The organism is Nitriliruptor alkaliphilus DSM 45188, assembly GCF_000969705.1.
Classification (GTDB): domain Bacteria; phylum Actinomycetota; class Nitriliruptoria; order Nitriliruptorales; family Nitriliruptoraceae; genus Nitriliruptor; species Nitriliruptor alkaliphilus.
In genome coordinates, this window is sequence record NZ_KQ033901.1 from 2,966,825 (window position 1) to 2,991,951 (window position 25,127).

Annotated in this window: 19 protein-coding genes; 11 read left to right on the forward strand and 8 right to left on the reverse strand. The window is 72.3% G+C overall.

Translation table 11 applies throughout. The features are described 5' to 3' along the window. Window positions 1-37 precede the first annotated feature (37 nt). From NITAL_RS13900 to NITAL_RS13920, 5 genes are all read left to right on the forward strand, one after another. Window positions 38-1,957 carry a GGDEF domain-containing phosphodiesterase gene (locus NITAL_RS13900; protein ID WP_052666852.1) on the forward strand — a complete coding sequence of 640 codons (1,920 nt, stop codon included), beginning with the start codon at window positions 38-40 and terminating at the stop codon, window positions 1,955-1,957. Continuing rightward, a complete protein-coding gene (locus tag NITAL_RS13905; RefSeq protein WP_052666853.1) occupies window positions 1,954-2,481 on the forward strand; it encodes a hypothetical protein in 528 nt (175 codons plus the stop codon). The genes NITAL_RS13900 and NITAL_RS13905 overlap by 4 nt, the downstream gene beginning before the upstream one ends. A gap of 48 nt (window positions 2,482-2,529) precedes the next feature. Next, a complete protein-coding gene (locus tag NITAL_RS13910; protein WP_052666854.1) occupies window positions 2,530-4,077 on the forward strand; it encodes a flavin-containing monooxygenase in 1,548 nt (515 codons plus the stop codon). 67 nt (window positions 4,078-4,144) lie between these two features. Next, window positions 4,145-9,610: a diguanylate cyclase gene (locus NITAL_RS13915; protein ID WP_052666855.1), complete on the forward strand. Its 5,466-nt coding sequence runs from the start codon at window positions 4,145-4,147 to the stop codon at window positions 9,608-9,610. 101 nt (window positions 9,611-9,711) lie between these two features. Continuing rightward, window positions 9,712-11,874, forward strand: a complete 2,163-nt coding sequence (locus NITAL_RS13920; protein ID WP_052666856.1) for a PAS domain-containing sensor histidine kinase — start codon at window positions 9,712-9,714, stop codon at window positions 11,872-11,874. On the opposite strand, the gene NITAL_RS13925 is transcribed toward NITAL_RS13920, so the two are convergent. Together NITAL_RS13925 and NITAL_RS13930 are read right to left on the reverse strand one after the other, a co-directional pair. Next, window positions 11,863-12,252: a response regulator gene (locus tag NITAL_RS13925; RefSeq protein WP_052666857.1), complete on the reverse strand. Its 390-nt coding sequence runs from the start codon at window positions 12,250-12,252 to the stop codon at window positions 11,863-11,865. The two genes, NITAL_RS13920 and NITAL_RS13925, sit on opposite strands and share 12 nt — an antisense overlap. Before the next feature lie 111 nt (window positions 12,253-12,363). Next, window positions 12,364-13,023, reverse strand: coding sequence for a response regulator transcription factor (locus NITAL_RS13930; protein ID WP_052666858.1), 660 nt, complete (start codon window positions 13,021-13,023; stop codon window positions 12,364-12,366). Window positions 13,024-13,140: 117 nt separating this feature from the next. Here NITAL_RS13930 and NITAL_RS13935 point away from each other — a divergent pair, with 117 nt between their 5' ends. Further along, a complete protein-coding gene (locus tag NITAL_RS13935) occupies window positions 13,141-15,354 on the forward strand; it encodes an EAL domain-containing protein (RefSeq protein WP_052666859.1) in 2,214 nt (737 codons plus the stop codon). 30 nt (window positions 15,355-15,384) lie between these two features. On the opposite strand, the gene NITAL_RS13940 is transcribed toward NITAL_RS13935, so the two are convergent. Together NITAL_RS13940 and NITAL_RS13945 are read right to left on the reverse strand one after the other, a co-directional pair. Continuing rightward, the gene (locus NITAL_RS13940) at window positions 15,385-17,016 is read right to left on the reverse strand and encodes an ABC transporter permease (RefSeq protein ID WP_052666860.1); all 1,632 of its coding nucleotides are present in this window, start codon (window positions 17,014-17,016) and stop codon (window positions 15,385-15,387) included. Continuing rightward, window positions 17,013-17,945: an ABC transporter ATP-binding protein gene (locus NITAL_RS13945; RefSeq protein WP_052666861.1), complete on the reverse strand. Its 933-nt coding sequence runs from the start codon at window positions 17,943-17,945 to the stop codon at window positions 17,013-17,015. Before NITAL_RS13945 ends, NITAL_RS13940 begins: the two co-directional genes overlap by 4 nt. A gap of 123 nt (window positions 17,946-18,068) precedes the next feature. On the opposite strand from NITAL_RS13945, the gene NITAL_RS13950 reads away from it, so the two are divergent. Continuing rightward, window positions 18,069-18,662: a TetR/AcrR family transcriptional regulator gene (locus NITAL_RS13950; RefSeq protein ID WP_052666862.1), complete on the forward strand. Its 594-nt coding sequence runs from the start codon at window positions 18,069-18,071 to the stop codon at window positions 18,660-18,662. A 219-nt stretch (window positions 18,663-18,881) separates the two neighbouring features. Next, a complete protein-coding gene (locus tag NITAL_RS13955; RefSeq protein ID WP_052666863.1) occupies window positions 18,882-20,108 on the forward strand; it encodes an MFS transporter in 1,227 nt (408 codons plus the stop codon). 16 nt (window positions 20,109-20,124) lie between these two features. On the opposite strand, the gene NITAL_RS13960 is transcribed toward NITAL_RS13955, so the two are convergent. From NITAL_RS13960 to NITAL_RS28075, 4 genes are all read right to left on the reverse strand, one after another. Then, the gene (locus NITAL_RS13960) at window positions 20,125-21,120 is read right to left on the reverse strand and encodes an LLM class flavin-dependent oxidoreductase (protein WP_052666864.1); all 996 of its coding nucleotides are present in this window, start codon (window positions 21,118-21,120) and stop codon (window positions 20,125-20,127) included. Window positions 21,121-21,314: 194 nt separating this feature from the next. Further along, on the reverse strand, window positions 21,315-21,872 hold the full coding sequence (locus tag NITAL_RS13965; protein WP_083441563.1) for a GYF domain-containing protein: 558 nt from the start codon (window positions 21,870-21,872) through the stop codon (window positions 21,315-21,317). A gap of 111 nt (window positions 21,873-21,983) precedes the next feature. After that, a complete protein-coding gene (locus tag NITAL_RS13970; protein WP_169786837.1) occupies window positions 21,984-22,481 on the reverse strand; it encodes a GNAT family N-acetyltransferase in 498 nt (165 codons plus the stop codon). After that, complete coding sequence (locus NITAL_RS28075) at window positions 22,471-23,160, reverse strand: DUF5698 domain-containing protein (protein ID WP_052666867.1); 690 nt, start codon at window positions 23,158-23,160, stop codon at window positions 22,471-22,473. The genes NITAL_RS13970 and NITAL_RS28075 overlap by 11 nt, the downstream gene beginning before the upstream one ends. 197 nt (window positions 23,161-23,357) lie before the next feature. On the opposite strand from NITAL_RS28075, the gene NITAL_RS27335 reads away from it, so the two are divergent. From NITAL_RS27335 to NITAL_RS13990, 3 genes are all read left to right on the forward strand, one after another. Further along, on the forward strand, window positions 23,358-23,528 hold the full coding sequence (locus tag NITAL_RS27335; RefSeq protein ID WP_157041830.1) for a hypothetical protein: 171 nt from the start codon (window positions 23,358-23,360) through the stop codon (window positions 23,526-23,528). 192 nt (window positions 23,529-23,720) lie between these two features. Beyond that, window positions 23,721-24,083 carry a group I truncated hemoglobin gene (locus tag NITAL_RS13985; RefSeq protein WP_052666869.1) on the forward strand — a complete coding sequence of 121 codons (363 nt, stop codon included), beginning with the start codon at window positions 23,721-23,723 and terminating at the stop codon, window positions 24,081-24,083. Continuing rightward, complete coding sequence (locus NITAL_RS13990) at window positions 24,080-25,126, forward strand: adenylate/guanylate cyclase domain-containing protein (RefSeq protein ID WP_052666870.1); 1,047 nt, start codon at window positions 24,080-24,082, stop codon at window positions 25,124-25,126. Before NITAL_RS13985 ends, NITAL_RS13990 begins: the two co-directional genes overlap by 4 nt. The last annotated feature ends 1 nt before the right edge of the window (window position 25,127 follow it).

The following is a 25,127-nucleotide window of genomic DNA, read 5'->3' on the forward strand; positions in this document are numbered from 1 at the left end:
AGCGGTGGGAGCAGGCCGTGGCGAGGGGTCAAGGGGCGTGCTCGGGGTCTCGAGCCGCGACGCGGCCGTGCACCGGGCGTTCGACGCGTGGCCGGCGCACGTCGCGGTGCTGGAGGCCAGCGGTCGCATCGTGGCGGTCAACCAGGCCTGGACCCGCTTCGCCGCGGCGAGGGGTGGGGTCGGCGTGGGGGTCGGGGCCGACTACTTCGCGGTGTGTGCGGCTGCCTCATCTGCGGAACCCCTGGCAGCTGAGGTGCTCGACGGCCTCCAGCAGGTGCTGGCGGGAACGGTGGAGGACCTGGTCCTCGAGTACCCCTGCGGGAGCGGGGAGGAGTTCCGGCGGTGCCGCCTGCGGGCGCGACGTCTCGACGACGGCGCTGCGCCGCAGCTCCTGATCGTCCACGACGACGTCACCGAGCAGCGCCGCACCCACGACCGCGGACTGGTGAGCTCGCAGCTGCTCGCCGAGCTCGACGCTGCCATCGTCGCCACGGACCTGCACGGGGTGGTGACCTCGTGGAACCCCGGTGCCGCGCGGCTCTACGGGTGGCCAGCCGAGGAGGCCGTCGGGCGACCCGTCCACGAGATGGTCGTCCCCGTCGATCGGATCGGGCAGTTACGCGACGTGATCGGTGAGTTGCCGGACGCTGCGGCGTGGGAGGGCGAGTTCACCGCCGACCGTCAGGATGGCACGACGTTGCCGGTCCACGTCCGCAACGCCGTGGTGCGCGACGGCACCGGCGCGGCCAGCGGGATGGTCTCGATCGGCGTCGACCTCACCGGGCGGCACGCCGTCGAACGGGAGTTGACGCGCGCCGCACGCCACCTGCGGGCCGTCACCGACAGCGTTGGCGACGGCCTGTGCACCCTCGACGGGGACGGTCGCATGACCTACGTCAACCCCTCCGGACAGCGGCTCATGCGCACACCGCTGGCAGGTCTGATCGGACGGTCGTTCCTGGCACGGCTCCACAGCGACGGGGACGGGGCGCCCTGGGCCGTCCCCGGCGGTCCCGCCGCGGCAACGCGGCGGGCGTCGTGCCAGCTGGCCCTGCCGGACGGGAGCCAGATCCCGATCGAGTACGTCGCGACGCCGCTCGACGTGGAGGAGGACATCGCTGAGGTCGGCTGGGTCGTCAGCTTCCGAGACATCAGCGCTCGTCGGGCACGCGAGGACGAGCTCGCCGAGAAGGTCGAGCAGGTCGTCTGGCTCGGCCGGATCCGGGAAGCGCTCCAGGACGACGGCTTCGTCCTGTACGCGCAGCCGATCATCGACCTGTCCACGGGCGCGACCGTCCAGCACGAGCTGCTGCTACGGATGCGGAACCCCGACGAGCCGGCGGAGCTGATCGCACCGGGGCGGTTCCTGCCGACGGCCGAGGCGCTCGGTGTCGCCCTCTCCATCGATCAGTGGGTCCTGTCCAAGGGCATCGCGCTCGCGGCGATGGACAGGCCGGTGGAGATCAACCTGTCGGCCACCTCGTTGGACGACGGGGCACTGCCCCACCTGATCGAGCAGCTGTTGGCCACGACCGGTGCCGACCCGGCCGATGTCGTGTTCGAGCTCACCGAGACCGCCCTCCTACGCAACCACACGACCGCTCGCCGGTTCGCGAGGGACGTCCGCCAGCTCGGGTGTCGCCTCGCGCTGGACGACTTCGGGACCGGGTACGGGGGCTTCACCTACCTCAAGACCTTCCCGCTCGACTACCTCAAGATCGACATCCAGTTCGTGCGTGACGCCGTCACCGACGCTGCGAGCCGCCACGTCATCGATGCGGTCGTCAGCCTGGCCGAGGCGTTCGGGCTGCGGACGATCGCCGAAGGCGTCGAGGACGAGACGACCCTGGAGCTGTTGCGCGAGGTGGGTGTCGACCAGGCGCAGGGCTACCTGCTGGGTCGACCGGGTCCCGTCGATGCGGTCCTGATGAGCCACCAGCAGAGGACGGACCTATGAGCGAACCGACCGAACGTGATCCAGCGGCGGTGGAACAGGAGGAGCTCGACCGTGATCAGGCGATCTCCGACCTGGGCCAGGCCGTCGCCGACCGCGAACAGCGGGCCAGCGACATCGAGCAGGCCCGGACCGATCGCAGGCGGGGCGAGCTCGCTGATGCCGCGACCACCGGCCGGGTGGGTGCCGACGCACAGGGCAGGTGGCGACCCGCACTCACCGCCTCGCAGGCACGCCGGGATGCCCACCAGCAGGTCCTGGACGACGCGCAGGCGGCCCGAGATCTCGAGCAGGACACCTTGGACAGCCAGCAGGATGCGCTCGACGCCACGGGGGACAGCCCGCTGGAGGTGGCGGAACGGCGGTTCCTGGCCGCCGAGAGCCGAGCCGCAGCTGCCGAAGTGCGGGCCGAGGCGGCGCTCCGACGCGCCCGTCGAGTCCGGGAGCGGGCGTTGACCGTCGCCCGTGCCGACGAGGTCGTGCCGCCAGCCGGCCCACCGGCGGCCCGTCCCGACGGGCCAGGTTGACAGCCCGGACGGCTTGTTGAACACTGCTCAGCAACCGCCCCCCGGGAGATGCTCGTGTCCGACGCCACCTCCGCTCGTCCCACCGAGCGCTCGGGCGGCAGCACCGTTGCGCACCAGCACGTCGACGTGCTCATCATCGGCGCGGGCCTGTCGGGCATCGGCGCGGCGTGCCACCTGCAGCGCGAGCTCCCGGGGCGGACCTACCGCATCCTCGAGGCACGCGACGCCGTGGGGGGCACCTGGGATCTGTTCCGCTACCCCGGTATCCGCTCGGACTCGGACATGTTCACCCTCGGGTACAGCTTCCGTCCGTGGGGCGGGCCGAGGTCCATCGCCGACGGTGGCTCGATCCTGCGCTACATCGAGGAGACCGCTCGCGAGCACGGGGTCACCGATCACATCCGCTACGGCCGACGGGTCACGGCGCTGGCGTGGGACAGCGGGCAGGCACGGTGGACCGCCGAGGTGTCGTGTGCCGACACCGGAGGGACCGAGACACTCACCGCGGCCTTCGTGTACGCGTGCACCGGGTACTACCGCTACGACGAGGGGTACACGCCGGAGTTCGCGGGCGCCGATCGCTTCCGGGGCCGCATCGTCCACCCCCAGCACTGGCCCGAGGACCTCGACCCGAGCGGGAAGCGGTTCGTGGTCATCGGCAGCGGCGCGACCGCCGTCACGCTGGTGCCCGCCCTGGCGGAGGACGCTGCGCACGTCACGATGCTGCAGCGTTCACCGAGCTACGTCACCTCGCTCCCGGACCGGGACGCGGTCGCCGATCTGGTGCGTCGCCTGCTGCCGGCCGAGCGGGCCTACGCGATCGTCCGATGGAAGAACGTGCTGGTGACCTCGGCGTTCTTCCAGCTCAGCCGGCGCGTCCCGGCGCTCGTCAAGCGCATCCTGCGCTGGCGTCTCGAACGTCAACTGCCGGCGGACTTCGATCTCGACACCCACTTCACCCCCCGCTACGACCCGTGGGACCAGCGTCTCTGCCTGGTGCCGAACAACGACCTGTTCCGTGCGCTCCGGGCCGGCCGGGCCTCGATGGTGACCGACCACATCGACACCTTCACCGAGGAGGGCATCGCGCTCACCTCCGGTGCCAGCCTCGAGGCCGACGTCATCGTGACCGCCACGGGCCTGAACCTGCTCACCATGGGCGGCATCGAGCTCACCGTCGACGGTGAAGCCGTCGACGTGTCGGACACGGTCGCCTACAAGGGCATGATGCTCAGCGGGGTGCCGAACTTCGCCTTCGCGATCGGCTACACCAACGCGTCCTGGACCCTGAAGGTCGACTTGGTCTCGACGTACCTGTGCCGCCTGCTCCAGCACATGGATGCCCACGGCTACGATCACGTGATGCCGCTGCGTCCGTCGGATGGCGAACCGCTGCGCCCGCTGATCGACCTGACGTCCGGGTACGTGACGCGCTCGCTCGACCAGCTCCCGAAGCAGGCCCATCGGGCACCGTGGCAGCTGCACCAGAACTACGTCCGGGACGTCCGCCTGTTCCGCGGTGGCGCACTCGACGACGAAGGTGTGCGCTTCGGCCGCGCGCTCACCGCGTCCCGGCGCACTGACCGGGTCGCCTGAGGTCATCCGCCGGACGGGTCGGTCACCGTCGCTGAAGGTCACGCGGATCCGGCCGATACAGGGGGACATGACCTTCGATCCCCGCCGCACACCGACGGCCGCCGGGCCGTCGGCTGCGGCATCCCGCGGGACCGGTGGCCGGAAGGTCGACGCAGGGGAGCGGCTCGGCTCCTACGAGCTGTTCGAGAACCTCGGCCGAGGTGCCGCGACGGTGGTCCGCCGTGCCCGTCACGCACGCCATCCCGACGTCGATCTGGCCGTCAAGATCGCGATCAGCGCGACCCCTGAGGACCTCGAGCGGATCGGTGCGGAGTTCCGCCGGGAGGCGGCGCTGCTGGCCAGCATCGGTCACGACGCCCTGCCGACCATCCACGAGGTCGGCACCATCGGAGGACGGCCGTTCCTCGCCATGGAACGCATCGTCGGGCGCTCGCTCGCCGACGTGGTCCGCGACGGGCAGTTGACGGAGGCGGCCCTGCTGTCGACGGCCACCGACGTCGCGGACGTGCTCGCCGCGGTGCACCGGCACGGCGCCGTGCACCGGGACATCAAACCGCAGAACCTGCTGGTCACCCCGGAGGGCCGCACCCGGGTGATCGACGTCGGCCTCGCCTCGTGGGCGGCCGTCGGGGCCGACAGGTCGGGTTCGCTCGCCGGCACCTTCGTGTACAGCGCGCCCGAGCAGACCGGCATGTTCGCCCGGGCCGTCGACGGGCGCGCCGATCTCTACAGCCTCGGTGTGGTGCTCTTCGAGTGCGCGACGGGTGCCCCACCGTTCACCGCGGACGACGTCGGAGAACTCCTGCACCAGCACGCGACGCAGGCGCCCGCGGACCTGCGGCAGCTGCGACCTGACCTCGATCCCGCGCTCACCGAGCTGATCACCCGCCTCCTCGCCAAGGACGCCGACGACCGCATCCCGAGCGCCGCCCGGTTGCTCGCCGAGCTGCGGGCGATCGGCGGCGCGTCGAGGCAGACCCCGGGCGTGGACGGCGTCCTCCCGCCGCCTGCGGCGTGGTCGTCCACCGGAGCCGTCGCGTTCGGCCGAGGCACCGAACTCACCCGGCTCCGCGCCCGGTGGCAACGCATCGGCAGCGGCGGGACCTCGGTCCTGGTGACCGGCGATCCCGGCAGTGGACGCAACACGCTCGTGCGCACCATGGCGGCCGAGGTCCGTGCGGCCGGGGGCGCAGCCGTGGTGTCCCCGTGCACCCAAGGGGCGACACCGCTTGAGCCGCTCCGGACGGCGCTGACCACCCACCTCGACACGATCGCGACCTTCGCACCCGCGGAACGGGACGCCGCCATCGCGCGGCTGCGCGCCGCGGTGGGGCCGACCGCCGGGATGCTGGTGGGTCTGATGCCGTCGCTGGCCGAGTCCCTCGAGACGGGGAGCGGGGCTGCGGCGCCGACCGGCCGTATCCGCGAGGAGGACCTCGTCCTGGCGGTGATCGACCTGCTGCGGGGTCTGGCCCGACAGGAGGGCGGGCTGTTCTTGGCGCTGACCGACATCCAGTGGAGCGACCCGCTGACCCAGCGGGTCCTGCGCCAGCTCGGCGGCGTCATCGGGGACGTCCCGCTCATGGTGGTGGTCACCATCCGTGCCGACGAGCACGAGGCCCTGTGGAACATCCGCTCGGACCACGGCAAGCACCTCGGTCTGGAACTCGAGCTGCTCCCGCTCGGACCCGCCGAGGCGGCCACGGTGGTGGCCACCCAGCTGGCGGGCGGCCGTGTCCCCACCGCGCTCATCGAGACCATCGTCGCCCGGACAGGCGGCAACCCGTCGGCCATCGTCGAGTACGTCCGTGCGCTCGTCGACGCGGGTGCGGTGCGTCCCCACTGGGGTGACTGGGTGCTGGACACGGCGGCGCTCGAGCGGCTGCGGCTGCCCGCCGACGTCCGCGATCTCCTCCTCGCCCGTCTCGACCGGTTCGACGAGGAGGTCCGCCGTCTGTTGACCACCGCGGCGGTCCAGGGCCCGCGGTTCGAGCGCTCGTCGCTGGAAGCCGTGGCCGACGCTGACGTGGGGGAGGTCCGGGCCGCGATCGCCGCCGCCGAGACCGCACGGCTGATCGAGCGCACGAAGGGCGGTCACGTCTTCGTCCACGAGGACGTGCGTGAACGGCTGCTCTCGACGGCCGACCCCGCGTGGGTCGCCGACGTCCACACCGCCCTGGCGGATGCCATCGCGGCCGTCCCGACGCGACCCGACGCGCTGCGTGCGATCGCCCACCACCGCGTTGCTGCCGGCATCGAGCGCGACCCGGAGGCCGCCTTCCACGCTTGCGTGACCGCCGCCACGGACGCGATCGACCAGCGGATGGTCAGCGAGGCCGTGCAGCTGCTCGATCACGCGCGCGCCGCGGCCCCGCTCGCCGGCATCAAGATGGACGGAGCGTTCCACCGCACCTACGCCGAAGCGGCCTTCCTCACGGGAGCGTTCGCCCGCGCTCGCGAGCACCTGCAGTTCGCCCTCGAGGTCATCCAGGATCCGCTCGAACGGGGCCGAGCCATCGAGACGCTGGCACGGATCCAGACCGCGGACCACGACGCGGACGGCGCCATCGAGACGGCACGCCGCGGGCTGTCCGCGATCGGTCGACCGGCCCCGAGGAACACCATCGTCCTCGTCGTGACCAGCCTGCTGCGGCTGCTCCGCGGTTCGTGGCGCCTGAAGCGGCGTCGCGCACCGTCGAGCGGGGCCCGGCTGGAGCTCGATCTGCTGGAGACCTCGTTGCTCGGCGTCGCTGCCGGTGCAGCCGCAGGCTCCCTGCGCAACGGCCTGGTCGCGGCCTTCGACGCTCGAGCGTTCCTACCCGCGAGCCGTCTGCCGGTCTGCGAACTACGGGCCTCGGCGCTCGCCGGTATGGCGCTCGTGCTGGCCCACGTCGGCCGTCCGGGCCACGCCGCCCGCCTGTTCGAGACCGCGCTGTTCGCGGCGCAGGCGACCGGGTCGCGCGCGGCGGTCGCGACCGTCTGCACCCTGCGTGGTGTGGCCGGGACGCGTGACGGGGACGCGGCACCCTTGGCAGCCGCGCTCGAACAGCACGGCCGGTGGCTCGACATCGGCACCTACGTGCCGTGGGTGATCCTCACCGCGGCCCTGTACCACGGCGACGGTCACGTCACGGAGGCGGACCGCTGGTTGGCCCGGGCGCGCCAACGCGCTGCCGACGACCCGTCGCCGACCGACGAGGCGGGTCGGGTGCTCATGGAGTGCGCGGTCGGGGCACTGCGCGGCGGCATCGGGCCGGCGGTGATGACCTACGAGCGGCTGCGTGCGGTCCGCGCGTCGCGGCCGCCCACCCGTGACACCCAACTGTTCTACGCGTGGGTGCAGCTCGGCTTCGCGATCGAACAGGAGGAGTACGGCGCCGGGGTCGACCGCGCCCTCGCCGACCTGGAGGAGTTCGGCCTGCCCATCGGCAACGTCACCGCCGGCTGGGTACGCCTGGCGATCGCGACCATCGAGGTGGCGCGAGCCGGATCGAAACGTGACCCCCTCACCCAACGCCAGCTGGCTCGTCGTGCCGGCCGCACCCTCTGGCTCGCGCGCCGGGGCAGCAACATCCGCCTGCGCGCGCACCTCGACGTGGTGGCAGCTCACCGCGCGCACATCCTCGGGCGGGCCCGCCGGGCGGCCTGGTACCTGGATCGTGCGTCGCGGACGGCACGCGAGCTCGATCAGCCACTCGTGCTGTTCGACGTCGCGTTGCTGCGGGCACGCATCCTGAGAGCCACCGGACACCGCCCCGGCGCCCGACGGCAGGCACGGGTCGCGCTCGCGCTGGCGTCCGAGGGGGCGTGGGAGCTGCGGGCTCGACGGGTCCGCGAGGAGTTCGGGCTCGATGACGAGTTCCGGGTCGCCACCCGCGGGACCCACGCGACGGATGCGTCCAGCGCCGGCGGGTCCTCGCAGCACCTCGACCACCTCCAGGCGATGCGTCGGCTCGAGGCGCTCCAGGAGGTCAGCCAGGCGGCGGCGACGATCCTCGACCCCGACGAGGTCACCGAGATCGCCCTCGGTGTCGTGCTGCGACTGCTGTCGGCCGAACGCGCCTTCGTGTTCAGCGTGGCCCCGGACGCCGACGGTTCGCTGGTTCCCCACCGGGGCCGGGACGTCGCCGGGAACAGCCTCACCGAACTGCACGGCTACAGCCGCTCGCTGGTCGAACGCGCGCACGCCACCGGTGAGGCCATCATCGTCACGGGAACCGACGAGGGGGAGGCGCTCGGTTCGCGCAGCGCGGTGGTCCACGGGCTGCGCAGCATCCTGGTCGCACCGATCGAGGTCCAGGGGCGTCGGACGGGGGTGATCTACCTCGACAGCCGGGTCGCCAAGGGCATCTTCACCCGCGACGACCTGGGCCTGCTCGCGACACTGGCCGCGCAGGTCGCCGCTTCTCAGGAGACCGCCCGGGCTGCCCAGCTCGAGGTGCACGTCCAGGCCGCCCGCCAGCAACGTGACCTCGCCGACAGCCTGCGGTCCTCGATGGCCCACCTGACGGCGACCCTCGAACCCGACGAGGTGTTGCGACGCGCGCTGACGCTCGCGGTCGATGCGTCGACCAGCGATCGGGGATGCCTGGTGCACGAGGACGCCGGCGCCTGGCGGATCGTGGCGATCGCCGACCGGCGGGACGCGACGTCGGCACGGATCGTCGGCCCACCGGCGGGCGCCCTCGCTCCCGAGCTGCACGACCTGTACGGGCTCGACCGGGATGTCCGGCCGCGGATCGGTGGGGACGGGGCGGCGGGTACTGAGGCGCTGCCCGCCCGCCTCGTCGAGGTGCTCGGTGACCCCACGACGTGGCTCACCATCCCGCTCCGGGAGGACGGGGGCCTGCACGGACTCATCCTCACCGCGTCCGATCACGCCGCCACCTACGACGAGGTCACGGTGGAGGTCGCTGCGACGCTGACCGGGCAGGCGCTCGCCGCCCACCGGACGGCCAGCCTGTTCGCGGAGGTCGAGCGTCTCGCCACCCGTGACACGCTGACCGGCCTCGCCAACCGTGGGCACTTCTGGCACCTCGCTGAGCAGCGTCTCTCGGCGTCGGGCCCGTTGCCGACGGCCGTCATGCTGGACATCGACCACTTCAAGGCGGTCAACGACACGCACGGTCACGCCGTCGGTGATGCCGTGCTGCGCGAGGTGGCGGCACGACTGCTGGCCACGCTCGGCCCCGGTGACCTGATCGGTCGCTACGGCGGTGAGGAGTTCGCAGCCCTGCTACCCGGAGGCATCGACGCTGCGCAGGTGGCCGAGCGCATGTGCGATGCCGTGCGTGCGTCCCCGGTGATGACCGACGTCGGCCCGGTGGCCGTCACCATCAGCGTGGGAGTCGCCCGAGTCGGACCGGATGCCGACCTCGACGAAGCGCTCATCCGTGCCGATGCGGCGCTGTACCACGCCAAGGACACCGGCCGGGACCGTGTCGTCGTGGGCGACACCGTCACGGTGGCGGCCGATGAGCGCACCGGTACCACGCGCGGCGGGCAGTCGCCCACGCGGGCGAACCGACGCTGATCGGTGGCGACCCACGATCGGCGCCCCCGCGCGGAGGCGCGACGGGCGGACGTCGCTGCCCGGATGCGGCACGATGGTGGTCGTGACGGTCAGGAGGCAGGGTGGACGGTCCGTTGTCCGAGCTCGGCCTGGCGCTGCTCGACGCCCTGCCGGACATGGCGTGGTTGTCGAACGATGACGGCACCGTCTGGCACGTCAACGAGCGGTTCGCTCGTTACACCGGCCACGACCGGACGTGGCTGGCCGAGCACAGCTGGCTGGAGCTGGTCCACCCCGAGGACGTCAGGTCGGCCGAGGCCGCGTGGACCCGCGCCACGGAGACCGGAGGCCACTACGAGCACGAGCACCGGCTGCGCCGGCACGATGGCGCCTACCGGTGGTTCGTCGACCGTGCGGAGCGTGGTGGGCTCGCCGGTGCGGACGTCTCGGTCCACTGGGTCGGTAGCTGCACCGACGTGCACGACCTGCACCTCGCCAGGATCGAGCTTGACCTGGCACGTCGCCGGGTCGACGAGGAGCTCGCGCTCCTCGACGCGCTGCACCGACACGCTCCGATCGGCCTCGGCGTCCTCGATCGCGACCTGCGGTTGGTCCGGGCGAACGATGCCCTGATCGCCAGCGGTGGTGGGATCGCTGGAGAGACGCTCGGTCGGCCCCTCCAGGAGCTGGTCCCCGATGCCTGGGCTGTGTTGGAACCGTGCATCCGCCGCGTGGCCGACCGCCGGGAGACCGTGACCGAGATCGAGCTTGCTCAGCCCGATCCTGCGGACCCCGCTCGTTCCCGCTGGTGGTCGGTGAGCTGCTACCCGGTCGAGCTGCACGGCGAACTCATCGGGGTCGGCATCCTCGCCCAGGACCAGACCGAGCGGATCGAACGGTCGGCTGCGCTCCAGGCCAGCGAGGAGCTGCGCACCGTGGCGGAGCGGGCGGCATCGCTCGGTCTGTGGGAGTTCGATCTGCGCACCCAGAAGGCGCGCTGGTCGCCGGGTCTGTTCGAGGTGCTCGACGTCGCTCCCGGGACCGAGCCCAGTGCCGAGGTCTTCGAGGACCGCATCGTGGAGGAGGACCGACCGACCTACCATGCGGTCGTACGCGAGGTCCTGCGCTCGAGGGAGCCGGTCACGACGCGGTACCGGACCCTCCGCCCGGACGGCACCGTGCGGATCCTCGAGGCGCGCGCTGCGTGCGACGTCGAGGACGGTCACGTCATTCGCATGTACGGCACGATCCAGGACGTGACGGCGCAGGTGGACGCGTGGGAGCGGGTGGCACGCTCCGAACGGCTCCTGACCGAAGCCGAGACGGTCGCCGAGGTCGGCTCGTTCGAACTCCACCTGGGCACCGGGGAGATGCGGTTCTCACCGGGCCTGCATCAGCTGCTCGATCTCGGGGCCGATGAACCCGTGTCCCTCGACGTGTGGCGCTCGTTCGTGCATCCCGACGACCGCGGCATCCAGGAGGAGCAGCTACGCCGGCTGTTGGAGACCGGCGAGACGGACCGGTTCCAGCTGCGGATCGTTCGCCCCGGGGGTGAGGTGCGTCGCCTCGAGATCCGCGGGGTCTTCCACCGGGACGCGCGTGGGGAACCCGAGCGGCTCATGGGCACGGCGCTCGATGTCACCGAGCGTGAACGGCTCCGCAGCGAGCGGGTGGCGTTGCTCGAGCGCAGCCTGACCGCCGCCGACCGCGAGCGCCAGCGCATCGCCGAGCACCTCCACGACGACACCGTGCAGGCGCTGACCGCCACGCTGCTCCGTCTCGACCACGCCCAGGCGACGGGCTCGACCGAGCCCCTGGGTCGGGCGCGCCACACCCTCGAGGTCGCGGGTCGCAGCCTGCGGCTCAACATCATGGAGCTCGCACCGGTGGACCTCGCCGCCGACGGGGTCGAGGCCGCCATCGCCGCGTACGCCGAACAGCTCCTCGAGATCGACGGGGTCGACGTCGCGTTGGAGGTCGACCTCGGGGACGAGGCACGGCTCCGGCCGGAGCTGCTGCTCACCAGCTACCGGATCGTCTGCGACGCGCTGGCGAACGTGCGGCGTCACGCGCAGGGCGCGACGGTGGTCGTCGAGCTCCGACGAGACGGCGGTCGCCTGGTCGGCGAGGTCAGCGACGACGGCGCCGGCCTCGGTGACGTGGCCGACCGCCCGGGTCACCTCGGGACCATGCGCGAACGGGCCGAGCTCGCCGGTGGAAGCGTCACGGTCCTGCCTCGGTCGGACGGGCCCGGGACGACGGTGTTCTGGTGGTTACCCCTCTGACCGCCCGATCGTCGCCGCGTCGCGGATCGCCCGCAGCAGCTGGTCCCGCGGCGCACCTTTGGTGACGTAGCCGGCCGCGCCGGCGGCGAGCATCAGCTCGCGGTGCGGGCGGTCACCGAAGTCCGAGTGCGCGACGACCACCACGCCGTCGCAGTGGGCCCGGACCTCGCGGGTCGCGCTCGCACCGCCGCCCGGCAACCGGACGTCGATCACCACCACGTCCGGTCGGTGCTCCAGGCAGGCCGACACCGCCGACCACGCGTCCGCCGCGTCACCGACCCAGCGGATGTCGCGTTGTGCGTCGAGCACCTCGCGCAGCGCAGCCCGCACGTGCTCGTCGTCATCGATGACGAGCACCTTGATGGGCGATTCGGCCACGCCCGCTTCCTCGTCGTCCGTCGCTGCGGCGCCGCTGGCTGAAGCCGGCAGTCCCATCCTGACGGGTACCGCTCACGCGCTCATGACGCAGACGTGTCATCGCGTGCCCCGTCACACGGACGGGGGAGCGAGCAGACCTTCCCGGCTCGCGATCGCCACCGCCTCGAGCTTGGAGTGGGCGCCGAGCTTCGTGGAGATGTTGCGGACGTGGTTGCGGACCGTGTGGGGCGACAGGAACAGCTGGTCGGCCATGCCCTGTGTCGAGGTGCCGAGGCTGAGGAGCCACAGGACCTCGCGCTCCCGGCCCGACAGGTCCCCGCCGATCCGATGCTGTGCCTGCCGCAGGTGCTGGGCGACCTCGGAGAGCTGCTCGCGGGCGAACAGGACGGATCCGGCTTGTACCCGGCGGACGGCATCGACGAGTTCGCCGAGAGGCGTCGTCTTCGGCAGAAAGCCGGCGGCGCCCGACTCGACCGCCCGTGCGACCACGTCGATCCCGGTCTGCGCCGACAGGACGAGCACCTTCGCTTCGGGGGCGCGGCGCAGCGCCTCGGCCGTGCCGGCCGCGCCGTCACCGTCGGGGAGCCGCACGTCCATGATGACCACGTCGGGGCGGCTCGCGGCGATCAACTGCATCCCGCTGGTGAGGTCGTGGGCGACACCTGTGACCTCGAACGCCGGGACGGCGGCGAGGGTCTCGGCCAGCGCGTCGGCCACGAGCTGGTGGTCGTCGACGATCACGATCCGCACGGGCTCATCACCGTTGGTCATCGCCCGTCTCCTCCACCGTCCGGGTGAAGATGCCTCATCTGCGTCTACCCGTCGACCTGGCCGCGTGCCACCGTCCTCCTGGGACCTGGCCGAGACCGTGCCGAGATTGGAGCGATCGTGCACGAGCGGGACCTGCGCCGCGCGCTCGATCGGCACGAGTTCGCCGTGCGCTTCCAGCCCGTCGTCCGGGCCTCGAACGGGAGGTTCGCCGGTGCGGAAGCGCTCGTGCGCTGGGATCACCCCATGCTCGGCCTGCTCGGGCCGGCCGCCTTCCTCCCGTTGGCCGAACGGTCCGCGCTCCTGGCGCCGATCGGTGAGCGGGTCATCACGCAGGCCATCTCGGAGCGGGCCACCTGGTCGGCCGGCACCTTCGTCAGCGTGAACCTCTCGCCCGCCGAGCTCGTGACAGCGCCGATCCGGGGGCTGGTCGACCTGATCGAACGCACCTGCGACGCGCACGGCGTCGCCCCTTCCGATCTGTGGGTCGAGGTGACCGAGCAGCCGATCCTCGAACCGGAGCCGACCGCCGCCACCCTCCACGCGCTGCGTGACCTCGGTGTCCGGCTCGTGCTCGACGACTTCGGATCCGGTCACGCCTCGGTCGCCCGGTTGCGCGACCTGCCGTTCGACGTCTGCAAGCTCGACCGCTCGTTCGTCGCCGGCATGGCCGGCACGGGCGGGACCCGTGTCGTGCAGGCTGCGGTGGCGATGGCCCGGGCCTTCGGCACCGAGGTCGTCGCCGAGGGCATCGAGAACGCCGAGCAACTCGAGCAGCTCGATGCCCTCGGCTGCGACCTGCTGCAGGGCTACCACCTCGGTCGCCCGGCCCCGGCCGACACCACGCGGGAGCTGCTGACCGCCCCGGGGCGCACCGACACACCTCGGGAGACCATCCGCGTGGACGTGCCTGCCGGCACGGCGGCTCCCGGAGACGAGCGCGACCACCGCGTCCTGTACTACGACGACGACCGCGTCCTGGCGGCGTGGGTCGCGGATGCGCTCGCGGCCGCGCTCCTCCGGGGCGACCACGCCGTCACCGTGACGACGGAGGAGCACCGCGAGATGCTCGGCGCCGCTCTGGCGGACCGGGGCGTGGACGTGTCGGCCGAGGTCGCCTCCGGCCGTCTGGTCCAGTACGACGCGGCGGCGACGCTCGACCTCCTGATGGTGGACGGGATGCCCGCGACCGAGCTGCTCGCGGAGGTGGTCGCGGCGCTCACCCCGGCCGGTGGGCGCGAACTCTGGGCCTACGACGAGATGGTCGCCGTGCTCTGGGAGCGTGGTGAGGTCGCCGCAGCGATGGCCCTCGAGGAGAGCTGGAACGCCTGTCTCGCCGGGACCTCGACCTCCCTGCTCTGCTCCTACCCGTCCGCCGACGTCGCGGCCGCCGGTGGGCCGGCCGGCTACGAACGCATCGCACAGCACCACAGCCACGTCACCGTCGGTGGCTGCAGTCTGCGGGTGGACGCAGCCGCCGTCCGACGCGACCCGACCAGGCACGTGCAGGAGCTGCGCGCCGCCCTCGCTGCGACGGCCGTGGCCGTCGGGGCGCAGGCGCGGCTCGAAGCCGAGCTGCGCGAACTCGAGGAGCGCGTTGACGCCAGCGGCCGCTTCGGCGCCATGGTCGTGCACGAGATCCGCAACCCGGCGTCGATCCTCACTTTGGCACTGGATTCGCTGCGCGCCGAGGTCGAGGCGCTGCCCGGGGACGACGTCGGCAGGCTGCTGGCGATGGCCACCACCAGCGTGCGGAGCATCGTCCGTCTCGCCGAGGACCTGCTGCTGTCCGCCCAGCTCGATGCGACCGAGTTCGCCGTCCAGCCTGAACCCTTCGACCTCGGGGGCGTCGTCCGGTCGGCGATCGAACGGACCGCGTTGGCGAGCGGGAGCGCCATCACCTGCGACCTGCCCGATCCGCTCCCCGCCGCGCTCGGGGACGCCGACCGGGTACATCAGATCCTGCTCAACCTCCTCGACAACGCGGTGGCCAGCTCGCCGCCGGGCAGCTCGGTCGACGTGGTCGTTGCGATCGAAGCCGACCGGCTTGTCGTCCGGGTCGCCGACGAGGGTCCGGGTATCGCGCCGGCGGAGCGCCAGCGGCTGTTCGAGCCGTTCACCCGCTCCGAGACCGCTCCGAAGCGCACCTCGGGCGCCGGACTCGGCCTGCACATCGTCGACCGGCTGGTGCGGGCCCAGGGCGGCGCCGTCTGGATCGAGGAGGCACCGAGCGGTGGCGCCGTGTTCGCGGTCGCACTGCCCCGGGCCGTCGGTGCCGGAACGGCCGCGGCCGACCCCTTCGGCGGGGACGGCTTCGCGCTCCGCGCGAGCTGACGCGCCCGGCACGCCGGCGCGGGGCGGCCCTCAGGCGGCGATCGCGAGGTCACGCCGCCCGAAGGCCACGACACCGACCGCACCGAGGACGAGCCCGACGCCGCTGAGGATCGCGAGGGGTAGCGCGGTGACGGGTTCGGCCGGGACCGGCGGAACGTGGGTGAACGGGGAAAGGTTCAGCACGACCTGGGGCAGGCCGAGCAGGTCGCCGACCTGGCCCATGACGAAGCTGACCGCCAGGGCCGTCCACGCGAGCGCGACCGACCATCGGGGGAGCAGGCCGAAGGCGGCGACGACGAAGCCACCGAGCGCGAGCACCGCCGGGACCTGGACGAGGGCGCCACGGACGAGCCCGCCGGTCCCGGTCGCCCAGTCGCCGGTCATCGCGCCGTAGACCGCACCGCCGGCGAGGCCGCTGGCCACCAGCAGCAGGACGGTCCCGACGACGGCGATCGTCAGGTGCGAGGCGAGCCAGGCCGGCCGGCCGAGCGCGGTGGCCAGCACGGGTTCGAGCCGTCCCGTCGCCTCCTCGGCCCGCATCCGGAGCAGCGCTTGGACGGTGTACCCGGCCGCGGCCACCCCGAGGAAGCGCAGCACGAACGTGAAGAAGAGGTCGACGATGCCACCCGCGGGTGCCATCGCGAGCAGGGCTTGTTCGACCTGCTCGCTGAGGGCCAGGATCTCCTCCGCGCTCTCGCCGACGGCACCCCAGGTGGCCCCGAGGACCACGAGGCCGACACCCCACGCCACCAACGTGCCGCGCTGCAGGCGCCAGGCCAGACCCGCTCGGCGGCGCAACCCCGCCGACGCGGCCGGGGGGCCGGGACGCACGTCGACCATCCCAGCACCGACGTCCCGGTGTCGGGTGAGCTGGAAGGCGATCGCCACGAGGGCGACCGTGAGACCCGCGAACAGCAGGAAGGGCTCGAGGTTGTCCTGGTGGAAGGCACGGACCTGCTGCCCCCACCCGATCGGTGACAGCCAGGCCGGCCACGCGCTGATCGAGACGACCTGATCCTCGCCGACGTGACCGAACGCGTCACCGACCGCCCGCAGCAGGAACGCCACCCCCACCACGGCCCCCGCACTGGTGTTGGCGGCACGGGCGGTGGAGAACACCTGCGCTGTGATGGCCGCGACGCCGGCGAACACCAGCCCCACGCCCGCGAACGCGGCGCCGGCCACCAACGCCCCCGTCGTGGCGAGGCCGGCCCCCACCAGGATCCCCGCGGCGATCGCGCCGAACAGCAGGTTGGCAGCCAGGGTGACGGTCAAGGCGGCGGTCAACCGGGCGTGCTGGCCGACCACGGCGGCACCGATCAGCTCCACGCGGCCGGTCTCCTCGTCCTGGCGGGTGTGGCGCACGACGGTCTGCGCGCTCATGATCGCGATGAGGATGGCGGTGAACCCGTACGCCTCGACCATGGTCATGGCGCCGACGTCCGTCCCGGAGGCCGGGCCGTCGAACACGCGGGCGATGGGGCTCGCGGCGTTGAAGGTCGCGGCGGCGACGCGCTCGGCCTCGTCGGCGTACAGGCCCTGGATGCTGGCCACGATGCCCGCGAGTAGGGCCCCGAGGCTCAGCAGCCAGGCCGACAGGATGACCCGGTCACGCCGGACCGCCAGCCGGACCAGGCGGCGGGTACCGGTGAAGGCGGTCACGGCGTCACCGCCTGGTCGACCTCCGGGGCCGGCGTGTCGAGGTGGTCGCCGTAGTGGCGCATGAACAGCTCCTCGAGCGTGGGTGGGGTGCTCGTGAGGGCCGTGACACCGTGGCGGGCGAGGAGGTCGACCCCCCCGCCGATGTCCGCGGTGTCGACCTCGAAGGTCGCGCTGCGCGCCCCGTCCTCGACGAGCAGGTCGTGGACCCCGGGCGCATCGCGCAGCTGGTCCAGGGGGCGTTCGGTCTCCACGTGGATCGACGTCCGCGTGAGGTGGCGCAGGTCGGCGAGGGTCCCCGACTCGACGATGCGGCCCGCCCGGATGATCGAGATGCGGTCGCACAGGGCCTCGGCCTCGGCGAGGATGTGGCTCGAGAGCAGGATGGTGTGGCCGTCGCCCGTGCGCTCGCGGACGACCTGCTGGAAGACCGATTCCATCAGGGGGTCGAGGCCGCTGGTCGGCTCGTCGAGCAGGAACAGCTCGACGTCGGAGGCGAACCCGGCGATGAGCGCGACCTTCTGGCGGTTGCCCTTGGAGTAGGTGCTGCACCGCTTGGTGGGGTCGAGCTCGAAGCGCTCCACGAGGTCGTCGCGCATCCGCTGGTCAGAGCCTCCGCGCAGCTCGCCGAGCAGATCGATGGCCTCGCCGCCGGTGAGGTTCGGCCACAGGTGGACGTCGCCCGGGACGTAGGCGAGACGGCGGTGCAGCGCGACCGCGTCGTGCCAGGGGTCACCTTCGAGCACCGTCACCTCGCCGGCGTCCTTGCGCAGCAGCCCGAGCAGGATCCGGATGGTGGTCGACTTGCCGGCCCCGTTCGGTCCGAGGAACCCGTGCACCTCGCCCCGCTCGACCGTGAGGTCGACCCCGTCGAGCGCCCGGGTCGAGCCGTAGGTCTTGACGAGCCCCTCGGTGTGGATGGCGTGTGGCATCGCTTGACCTGTCGTCGGCTGACCGGACGGTGTGGGAAACGTGCGAGTGACTATCACTTGACGGTAACTCTCCTGGATGTCACTGTCAACTGCAAGTCACCATCAGGCGGTAGGCTGCTCGCCATGAGCGAAGATCTCGGGTTGCGCGAGCGCAAGAGGCTGTCGGCGATGCGTCGCATCCAGACGGCCGCCCTCGACCTGTTCGAGCAGCACGGCTTCGACGAGGTCACCATCGAGCGCATCGCCGAGGTGTCCGAGGTGTCCCCGAGCAGCGTCTACCGCTACTTCGGGACCAAGGAAGCCCTCGTCATCTGGGACGAGTACGACCCGGCGGCGCTCGCCGCCATCGTCGCGGAGCTCGACCGGCACGAACCGATCGAGGCGATCCGCCGGGTGGTGTCCGCGGTGATGCTCGAGGCCTTCGCCTCCGATGCCGAGCGGATCCGTCGGCGCCTGCGGCTCGCCTACCGCTACCCGTCCATCGAGGCGGCGTCCGCCCAGCAGGCCTACGAGATGGCGGGGCTGATCGGCGGCGTCATCGCGCACAACACCGGCCGGACGCCCGACGACCTCGACGTCCAGGTGTTCGCGCACGCCTTCGTGGGCGGCCTGCTCGGTGCGCTCCGTCACTGGCACGCCAGCGGCTTCACCACCGACGTGCAGGACATCGTCGAGCGGCCGCTGCGGGTGCTCGAACACGGTCTGCAGCTCGACTGATCCCGCGGCGCCGCGCGCGGCCGAACCGGCTCGAAGCGCTGGTCACGGGTTCCGATGAGGGCTAGCGTCACGGTGTCGCGGATCGCCGCGGTGTCTCGTCAGGAGCATCAGATGCTGCCCAGCCACGTCCCCCGTTGATCTCGGCCTGATCCCGGAGCGGTAGCGGCCCGCGGACCGCCTCGCTTCCTCCACCCGATCCCACGATCGCTGGAGGAAGCGATGTTCTCCCGTTCCGCTGCTGTGCTCGGTCTGCGTGCGCTCGAGCGCCGCGACCACCTCGATGACCGCGCGACGGTCCTGACGCTGTTCGCGCGCTTCACCGACGAGCTGTGCTCCGGCCTGCTCGTCGTGCTCATGCCGACCCTCCGCCGCCGCCTCGGCCTGTCGGTCCAGCAGGTCGGCTGGTGCTTCCAGGCGATGTACAGCGTCGGTGCGTTGGTCGAGCCCGTCACCGGCGTCCTGATCGACCTCGTCCGGCGACGGCCCCTGCTGGTGGCCGGCGCGACGGCCTGGGGAGCCGCCCTGCTCCTGGCTGCCGGCGCGGGCGGCTTCGGTTGGCTCCTGGCCGCCTGCGCGCTCGTCGGTGTCGCCTACGGCCCGCTCGCCAACACCGCCGACGTGGTGCTCGTCGAAGCGCACCCGGACGCCGTCGAACGCATCGCGAGCCGCTCGACCGCCCTGGACACCCTCGGCGCGTTGCTCGCCCCGGGTGCGGTGGCCCTGGCCGCGTGGGCCGGTGTCGACGAACGTCTGCTGCTCGCCGGCGCCGGCGTCGGGGCCCTCGGCTACGCCTGGCTGCTCGCCGGGACCGCGCTCCCGGCTCCCGCACCTCGCCCCGAGCAGGTGACTCGGCGTGCGGAGCTGCTGCTCGGGATCCGAGAGGTGATCGCCGACCGGCGCGCCAGACCGTGGATCGTGGCGCTCGTGCTGGTGGAGATGCTCGATCCGCTGGAGGCGTTCGAACCGGTGTGGCTGGCCGATGTTGTCGGTGCGTCGCAGTCGCGGGTCGCGGTCCACGTCGCGGTCGGCACGGCGGCGAGCCTCGCGGCACTGGTCGGGCTCGACCGCTGGCTCGAGTTCCACGACGGGCGGCCCGTTCTCGTGATCGCGTGCCTGGGGAGCATGGTGCTGTTCCCCGCCTGGCTCTGGGTCCCCGGGTTCGGGGCCAAGCTCGCGCTCGTCGTCGTCCGTGAAGCAGCCACGGCGCCCCTGTGGCCGATCGTGCACGCCCGAGCGTTGGCCGCGGTCCCGGGTCGTGGCGGGGCGGTCACCGCCGTGACCGCCGCACTCGGGTTGCTGCCGCTGCACGCGGGGTTCGGGTGGCTGGCGGGCCGCATCGGGCTGACCTCCAGCATGCTGTGGCTGCAGCTCGCGGTGACCGCGACGGTCCTGTCACTGGTCCGTCGCGCGCCGAGCGACGCGCCGGTCGCGACCACCGAGCGGTAGCGGTGGCGGTGACCGGTCAGGCCGCGGCGGTCAGCCCCCGGGTCTCGGCGATCAGTTCGAAGGTCCGCAGCCGCCGCGTCTGATCGGTGGCCGACGAGGCGAGGATGAGCTCGTCGGCACCGATGTGCTCGGCGAACCGGTCGAGCGCACCGCTGACGTCCTGTGCGGTCCCGGCGGCGGTGTAGCGCATCATCTCGTCGACCTGCTGGCCCGCGGGGGAGTCCAGCAGGAGGTCGACCTCGTCGGTGGTCAGCCGACGATCGCGGCGACCGAACAGGAGCTTGGCGCGCCGGCGTCTGGCCGTCAGCAGCTGGTCCTGGGCGTCCGCGACGCTGTCCGATGCGATGACGTTGATGCCGGCCATCACGTACGGGTCGGCCAGCTGGGGAGACGGCTGGAACCCCTCCCGGTAGGCGGCCACCGCCGGCTCGAGGGCCTGCGGTGCGAAGTGGGACGCGAAGGCGTAGGGCAGCCCGAGGGCGGCGGCGAGCTGGGCGCCGAACAGCGACGAGCCCAGGATGTAGAGCGGGACGTCGGTGCCCTTGCCGGGGGTCGCGTCGACGCCGGGGACGAGCGAGTCGCCGCGCAGGTAGGCCTGCAGTTCGAGCACGTCGTCGGGGAAGCGGTCCGCGGCCCGTGGGTCGCGGCGCAGCGCCCGGAACGTCCGCTGATCGGTCCCGGGCGCACGTCCGAGGCCGAGGTCGATGCGCCCCGGGTGGAGGGAGGCGAGCGTGCCGAACTGCTCGGCGATGACGAGGGGTGAGTGGTTGGGCAGCATCACCCCGCCGGCGCCCAGGCGGATGGAGCGCGTGTGCGCCGCGATGTGGGCGATCAGGACGCTCGTGGCGGCCGAGGCGATGGTCGACATGTTGTGGTGCTCGGCGTACCAGACCCGCCGGTAGCCCCACCCCTCGGCGTGCTGGGCGAGCTCCACGCTGGAGCGGAGACGACCGGCGATCGTCTCGGTGGGGCCGACGTCGGCGAGGTCGAGGATGGCGAGGGGAACGGTCACGCAGGGAACCTCGGGCGGGAGCGGTCGGGACGGGCGGCGCACGACCCCGGGTGCAACGACAGCCAGGACTCCGTTGTTCCGGCCGGGCGTCAGCGGGCCCCGGTGGGGATGCGCGGTGCGGCTGGCGCTGCTCAGGGAGCAGGCCGAGCGCGATCACCGCGCCTGACGGCAGGCGCCGGACGGCCCGCCGATCGTCACATGCTCGACCACACCACCGCGCCGATGATGAACCCCAGCACCATGCCGCCGATGGCCACGCCCATCGCGACCTGCGCGCGCGGTTCGCCTCGGCCCATGGCCACACCCGCGCAGATGATGCCCGCGGGGCCGAGGATGATGGGGAAGAACAGCAGGGAGACGATCCCGCAGACGATCGCTGCCGTCGACAGGCCGTTCGATGTCGACGTCGCCGACGGGGCGGGCTGCTGCCAGGTCGGCGTCGGCTGCTGCCAGCTCGGCGCAGGCTGTTGCCAGCTGGGCGTCGGTGGTTGCCAGCCCGGTGCCGGTTGCGGCGACGGCGGGGGAGGTGACCCGTCTGCGGGGGTGCCGGGTGGCGTCGCGGGTCGTCCGACCGTGGTCACCACGGGCGCCAGCTCGGTCCGGTCGGCGGGCAGCCACTCGGTCATGCCGTCACGCCAGACGGGTGTTGCGGCGCCGACGCGACCCTGCGCGTGCTGCGCGGCGATCTCATCCGTGGCGAAGGGTCCCTCGGCCGTCCCGGTGACCGACACCCACCAGATACGTCCTTGCATCGTCGCCCCGTTGCCCCGTGGTCTCGTCAGGGTGCACCGTAACCGCTCTCGGCCGCTGCTGGTCCACGTCCACGGGTTCGGCCTGGCACGCCGACGTCGACGACGTGACGATCACGCGGTCAGCTGGGCGACGAGCTCATCGAGGTCGAGGTCCCGCTCGATCAGGCGAGCGGTGACCGTTAGCGCGTCCGGCTCCGGTGTGATGCGCAGCTGCGGCAGGCACCGGCGGAGCACGGCGAGGCTCGCGACGTTCTCCTCGAGCACCGACGCCTCCACCTGCTCGACCCCGTTCCTGCGGGCCGTGGCGACCAACTCGTGCACGAGGCGGGTGGCGACACCGCGCCCCTGCCACGCGTCGACCACCTCGTAGGCGATCTCGGCCCGACCGGGAGCCACCACCACGTACCGGGCGATGCCGATGGCACGCTGTGCACGAGTGCTGGCGTGCTCCGCCACGAGCGCGACCTGCCGTCGCCCGTCGATGTCGAGGAGCGCTCCTCGCATCGAGTCGCTCATGCGGTCGACGGGTCGGAAGTAGCGTGCGTAACGGCTCCTGGTGGACATGCCGTGGTGCACCTCGTCGAGGGCGGCACCGTCGTCACGCGTCATCGGGCGGACGGTCACCTGGCGGGGCCTGATCAGGCGCATGCTGGTCTCGGATCTCGGGGACCGTGACCATCCGATGCCAGGTGGGACGCGCCTTCGGTGACGGCTGCCCACATCGGCGTCGCCGACCACCCACGGCGCGCTGCCCCCGCGGGCCGCCGACCTGCACGAGACCCGCGGGCAGGGGGACGGGGCGAGCACGCCGCAGACGCTCGACGGTGAGGAAGGCACCCGGCGCCAGGGCATCGACGAGGGCGGTGACCTCGCGGGACCGGCGATCGTCCACCACGACGGACAGCGACGTGATCGCACCCGACGGGCCGCACCCGACCGTTGCGGTCACGGGCCACCCGGCGGCGTGCAGCGCGTCGACGAGCGGGGTCCCCGGGCCCGAGACCACCAGGCGGATCTCGGACTGGCCGCCGCTCAGCCGTTCGTCCGCGGTCAGGCCGACCAGCGTGCCGAGACCCACGCCGACGGCGTACCCGGCCAAGCGCACGGGATCACCGAGGCTGTCGAGCAGTCGGCTGAAGACGACCACGAACAGCACCGCCTCGCCCCCGGCGACGATCGCGCTGGCCACGCGGCGCCCCCGGGCGGCGAGCGCGACGCGGAGGGTCCACAGGCTCACGGTGAGCGCAGCGGCGCAGGCGATCAGGGCAGCGCTCGAGATGGTGTCCACCGGCGGGTCCTTCCGGTCGGGTCAACGGCACCCCGTGACCGTGCGGGACCCGTCGCCCTCGGTGGATGGGTGATCGTCACCCAGGTCGCGGAGGCCGGTACCGGTGGTCGGTCGCCCCGATCTGGGTGACGGTCACCGACGAAGGGCGCGGTGGGTGGAGCGATGGTGGCAGCCGATCCCGACCCGAGGAGACCACCGTGATCGGCCCCGAGTTCCTCTACACCATGTCCGTCGCCAAGCAACGCACCGCACAGCAGCACGCGGTGGCCGAGCGGCACCGCCGCGAGCAGCGTCGCCAGCGGCCACCGCGAGCCGGTCGCCGCTACCTGGTGATGCGCCGCATCACCCGGCTGGTCCGCGCGGCGTGACCGGCTCGAGCCGCGCCTCGGTCCGTCCGGACGGTCCGGACGGACCACGGCGCGCGGCACCAGCAGCATCTGGCGCGCCTGCAGCGCGAACGCGTCCGAGCGAGGCATCGCCGGCTCGCGGAGCGGCCACCGTCCCGACCGACGGACGTACGCTCGGATGACCGGACGCGGGGGGTGACGAGGAGGGGGCTGGTGGCGACGATCTTCGAGCGTTACGGGGGGTTCACCTCGATCCGGAAGGTCGTGTCGGGGTTCTACGACCGCGTGCTGGACGACCCGCAGCTCGGCCGACACTTCGTCGACGTCGACATGCGCGGGCTGATCAACCACCAGACCCAGTTCATCTCGTTCGTCACGGGCGGGCCGGGGACCGCGTACACCGATGACGCCCTGCTGCGCGTCCACGCCCCACTGCACATCACCGCGGCGGAGCTCGACCTCATGCGCAAGCTGCTGCGCGACACCCTCGAGGAGCACGGCTTCGCGCCGGACGACGTCGACACGATCGACCGCTCCATCCAGGCCCGAGCCGGCTCGATCGTGAACGAACCGTGAGCGTCGACCTCGAACACCTCGTGTCGATCGTGCAACGCCTGTCGTGGGGCGTGGCCGTGGTCGACCCGGAGGACTGGGTCGTCCGCTTCGAGAACGGGTCGTTCTTCCGCTGGTTCCCGCCGACACAGGACGACAGCGAACGGCTCGCGCCACGGCTGACCGGCCTCCGCGAGGATCTCGCCCGTCCGCGCCTCGACGCCGGGGAGGCTTTCAGTTTCGAGACCGAGGTCAAGGACGGCCCGCGTGCGGTGAGCCTCGTGGTCGACCTCCGGCCGCTCGACCTCGACGACGGCCCACTGGTCCTCGTGGAGGCGCGGGACGTCTCCAAGCAGCGCGAAGCGGAGTACATGCTCGACTCGTACTCGCAGATGGCGGAACGCAGCTCGCGCGACCTGCAGCGCGAGAAGGACCGCGTCGAGAAGCTGCTGCTCAACATCATGCCGCGGTCGGTCTTCGACGAGATGACCCAGTTCGGCACCGTGACGCCGCAACGCTTCGACGACGCGACGATCATGATGCTCGACTTCGTGCAGTTCACGTCGATGGCCGTGACGCGCGATCCAGCCGCGTTGGTGACCGAGCTCAACGACATCTTCACCGCGTTCGATCGCATCGTGGAGCTGTTCGGCGGCGAGCGCCTCAAGACCATCGGGGACGCCTACATGGCCGTCGCCGGACTGCCCGACCCGGCGCCCGATCACGCCCACAACCTCGCCCGGGTCGCGCTGCGGATCCGGCGCTACCTCGAGCGACGCAACGCCTCGCACCCCGATCAGTGGCTCGGCCGGATCGGGCTGAACACCGGTCCCGTCATCGGATCGATCGTCGGGGTCCAGAAGTACGTCTACGACATCTTCGGGCCGGGCGTGAACCTGGCCTCCCGGCTCGAGGGGCTCGCGGAGCCGATGCAGATCGTCGTGAGCGAACCGACCTACCGGCTCATCGCCAACGATTTCGTCTTCTCCGACCTCGGGGTCGTGGAGGTCAAGGGGTTCGAGCCGCAGCAGCTGTACTCGCTCGACCGAGAAGACGTGAGGCGGTAGC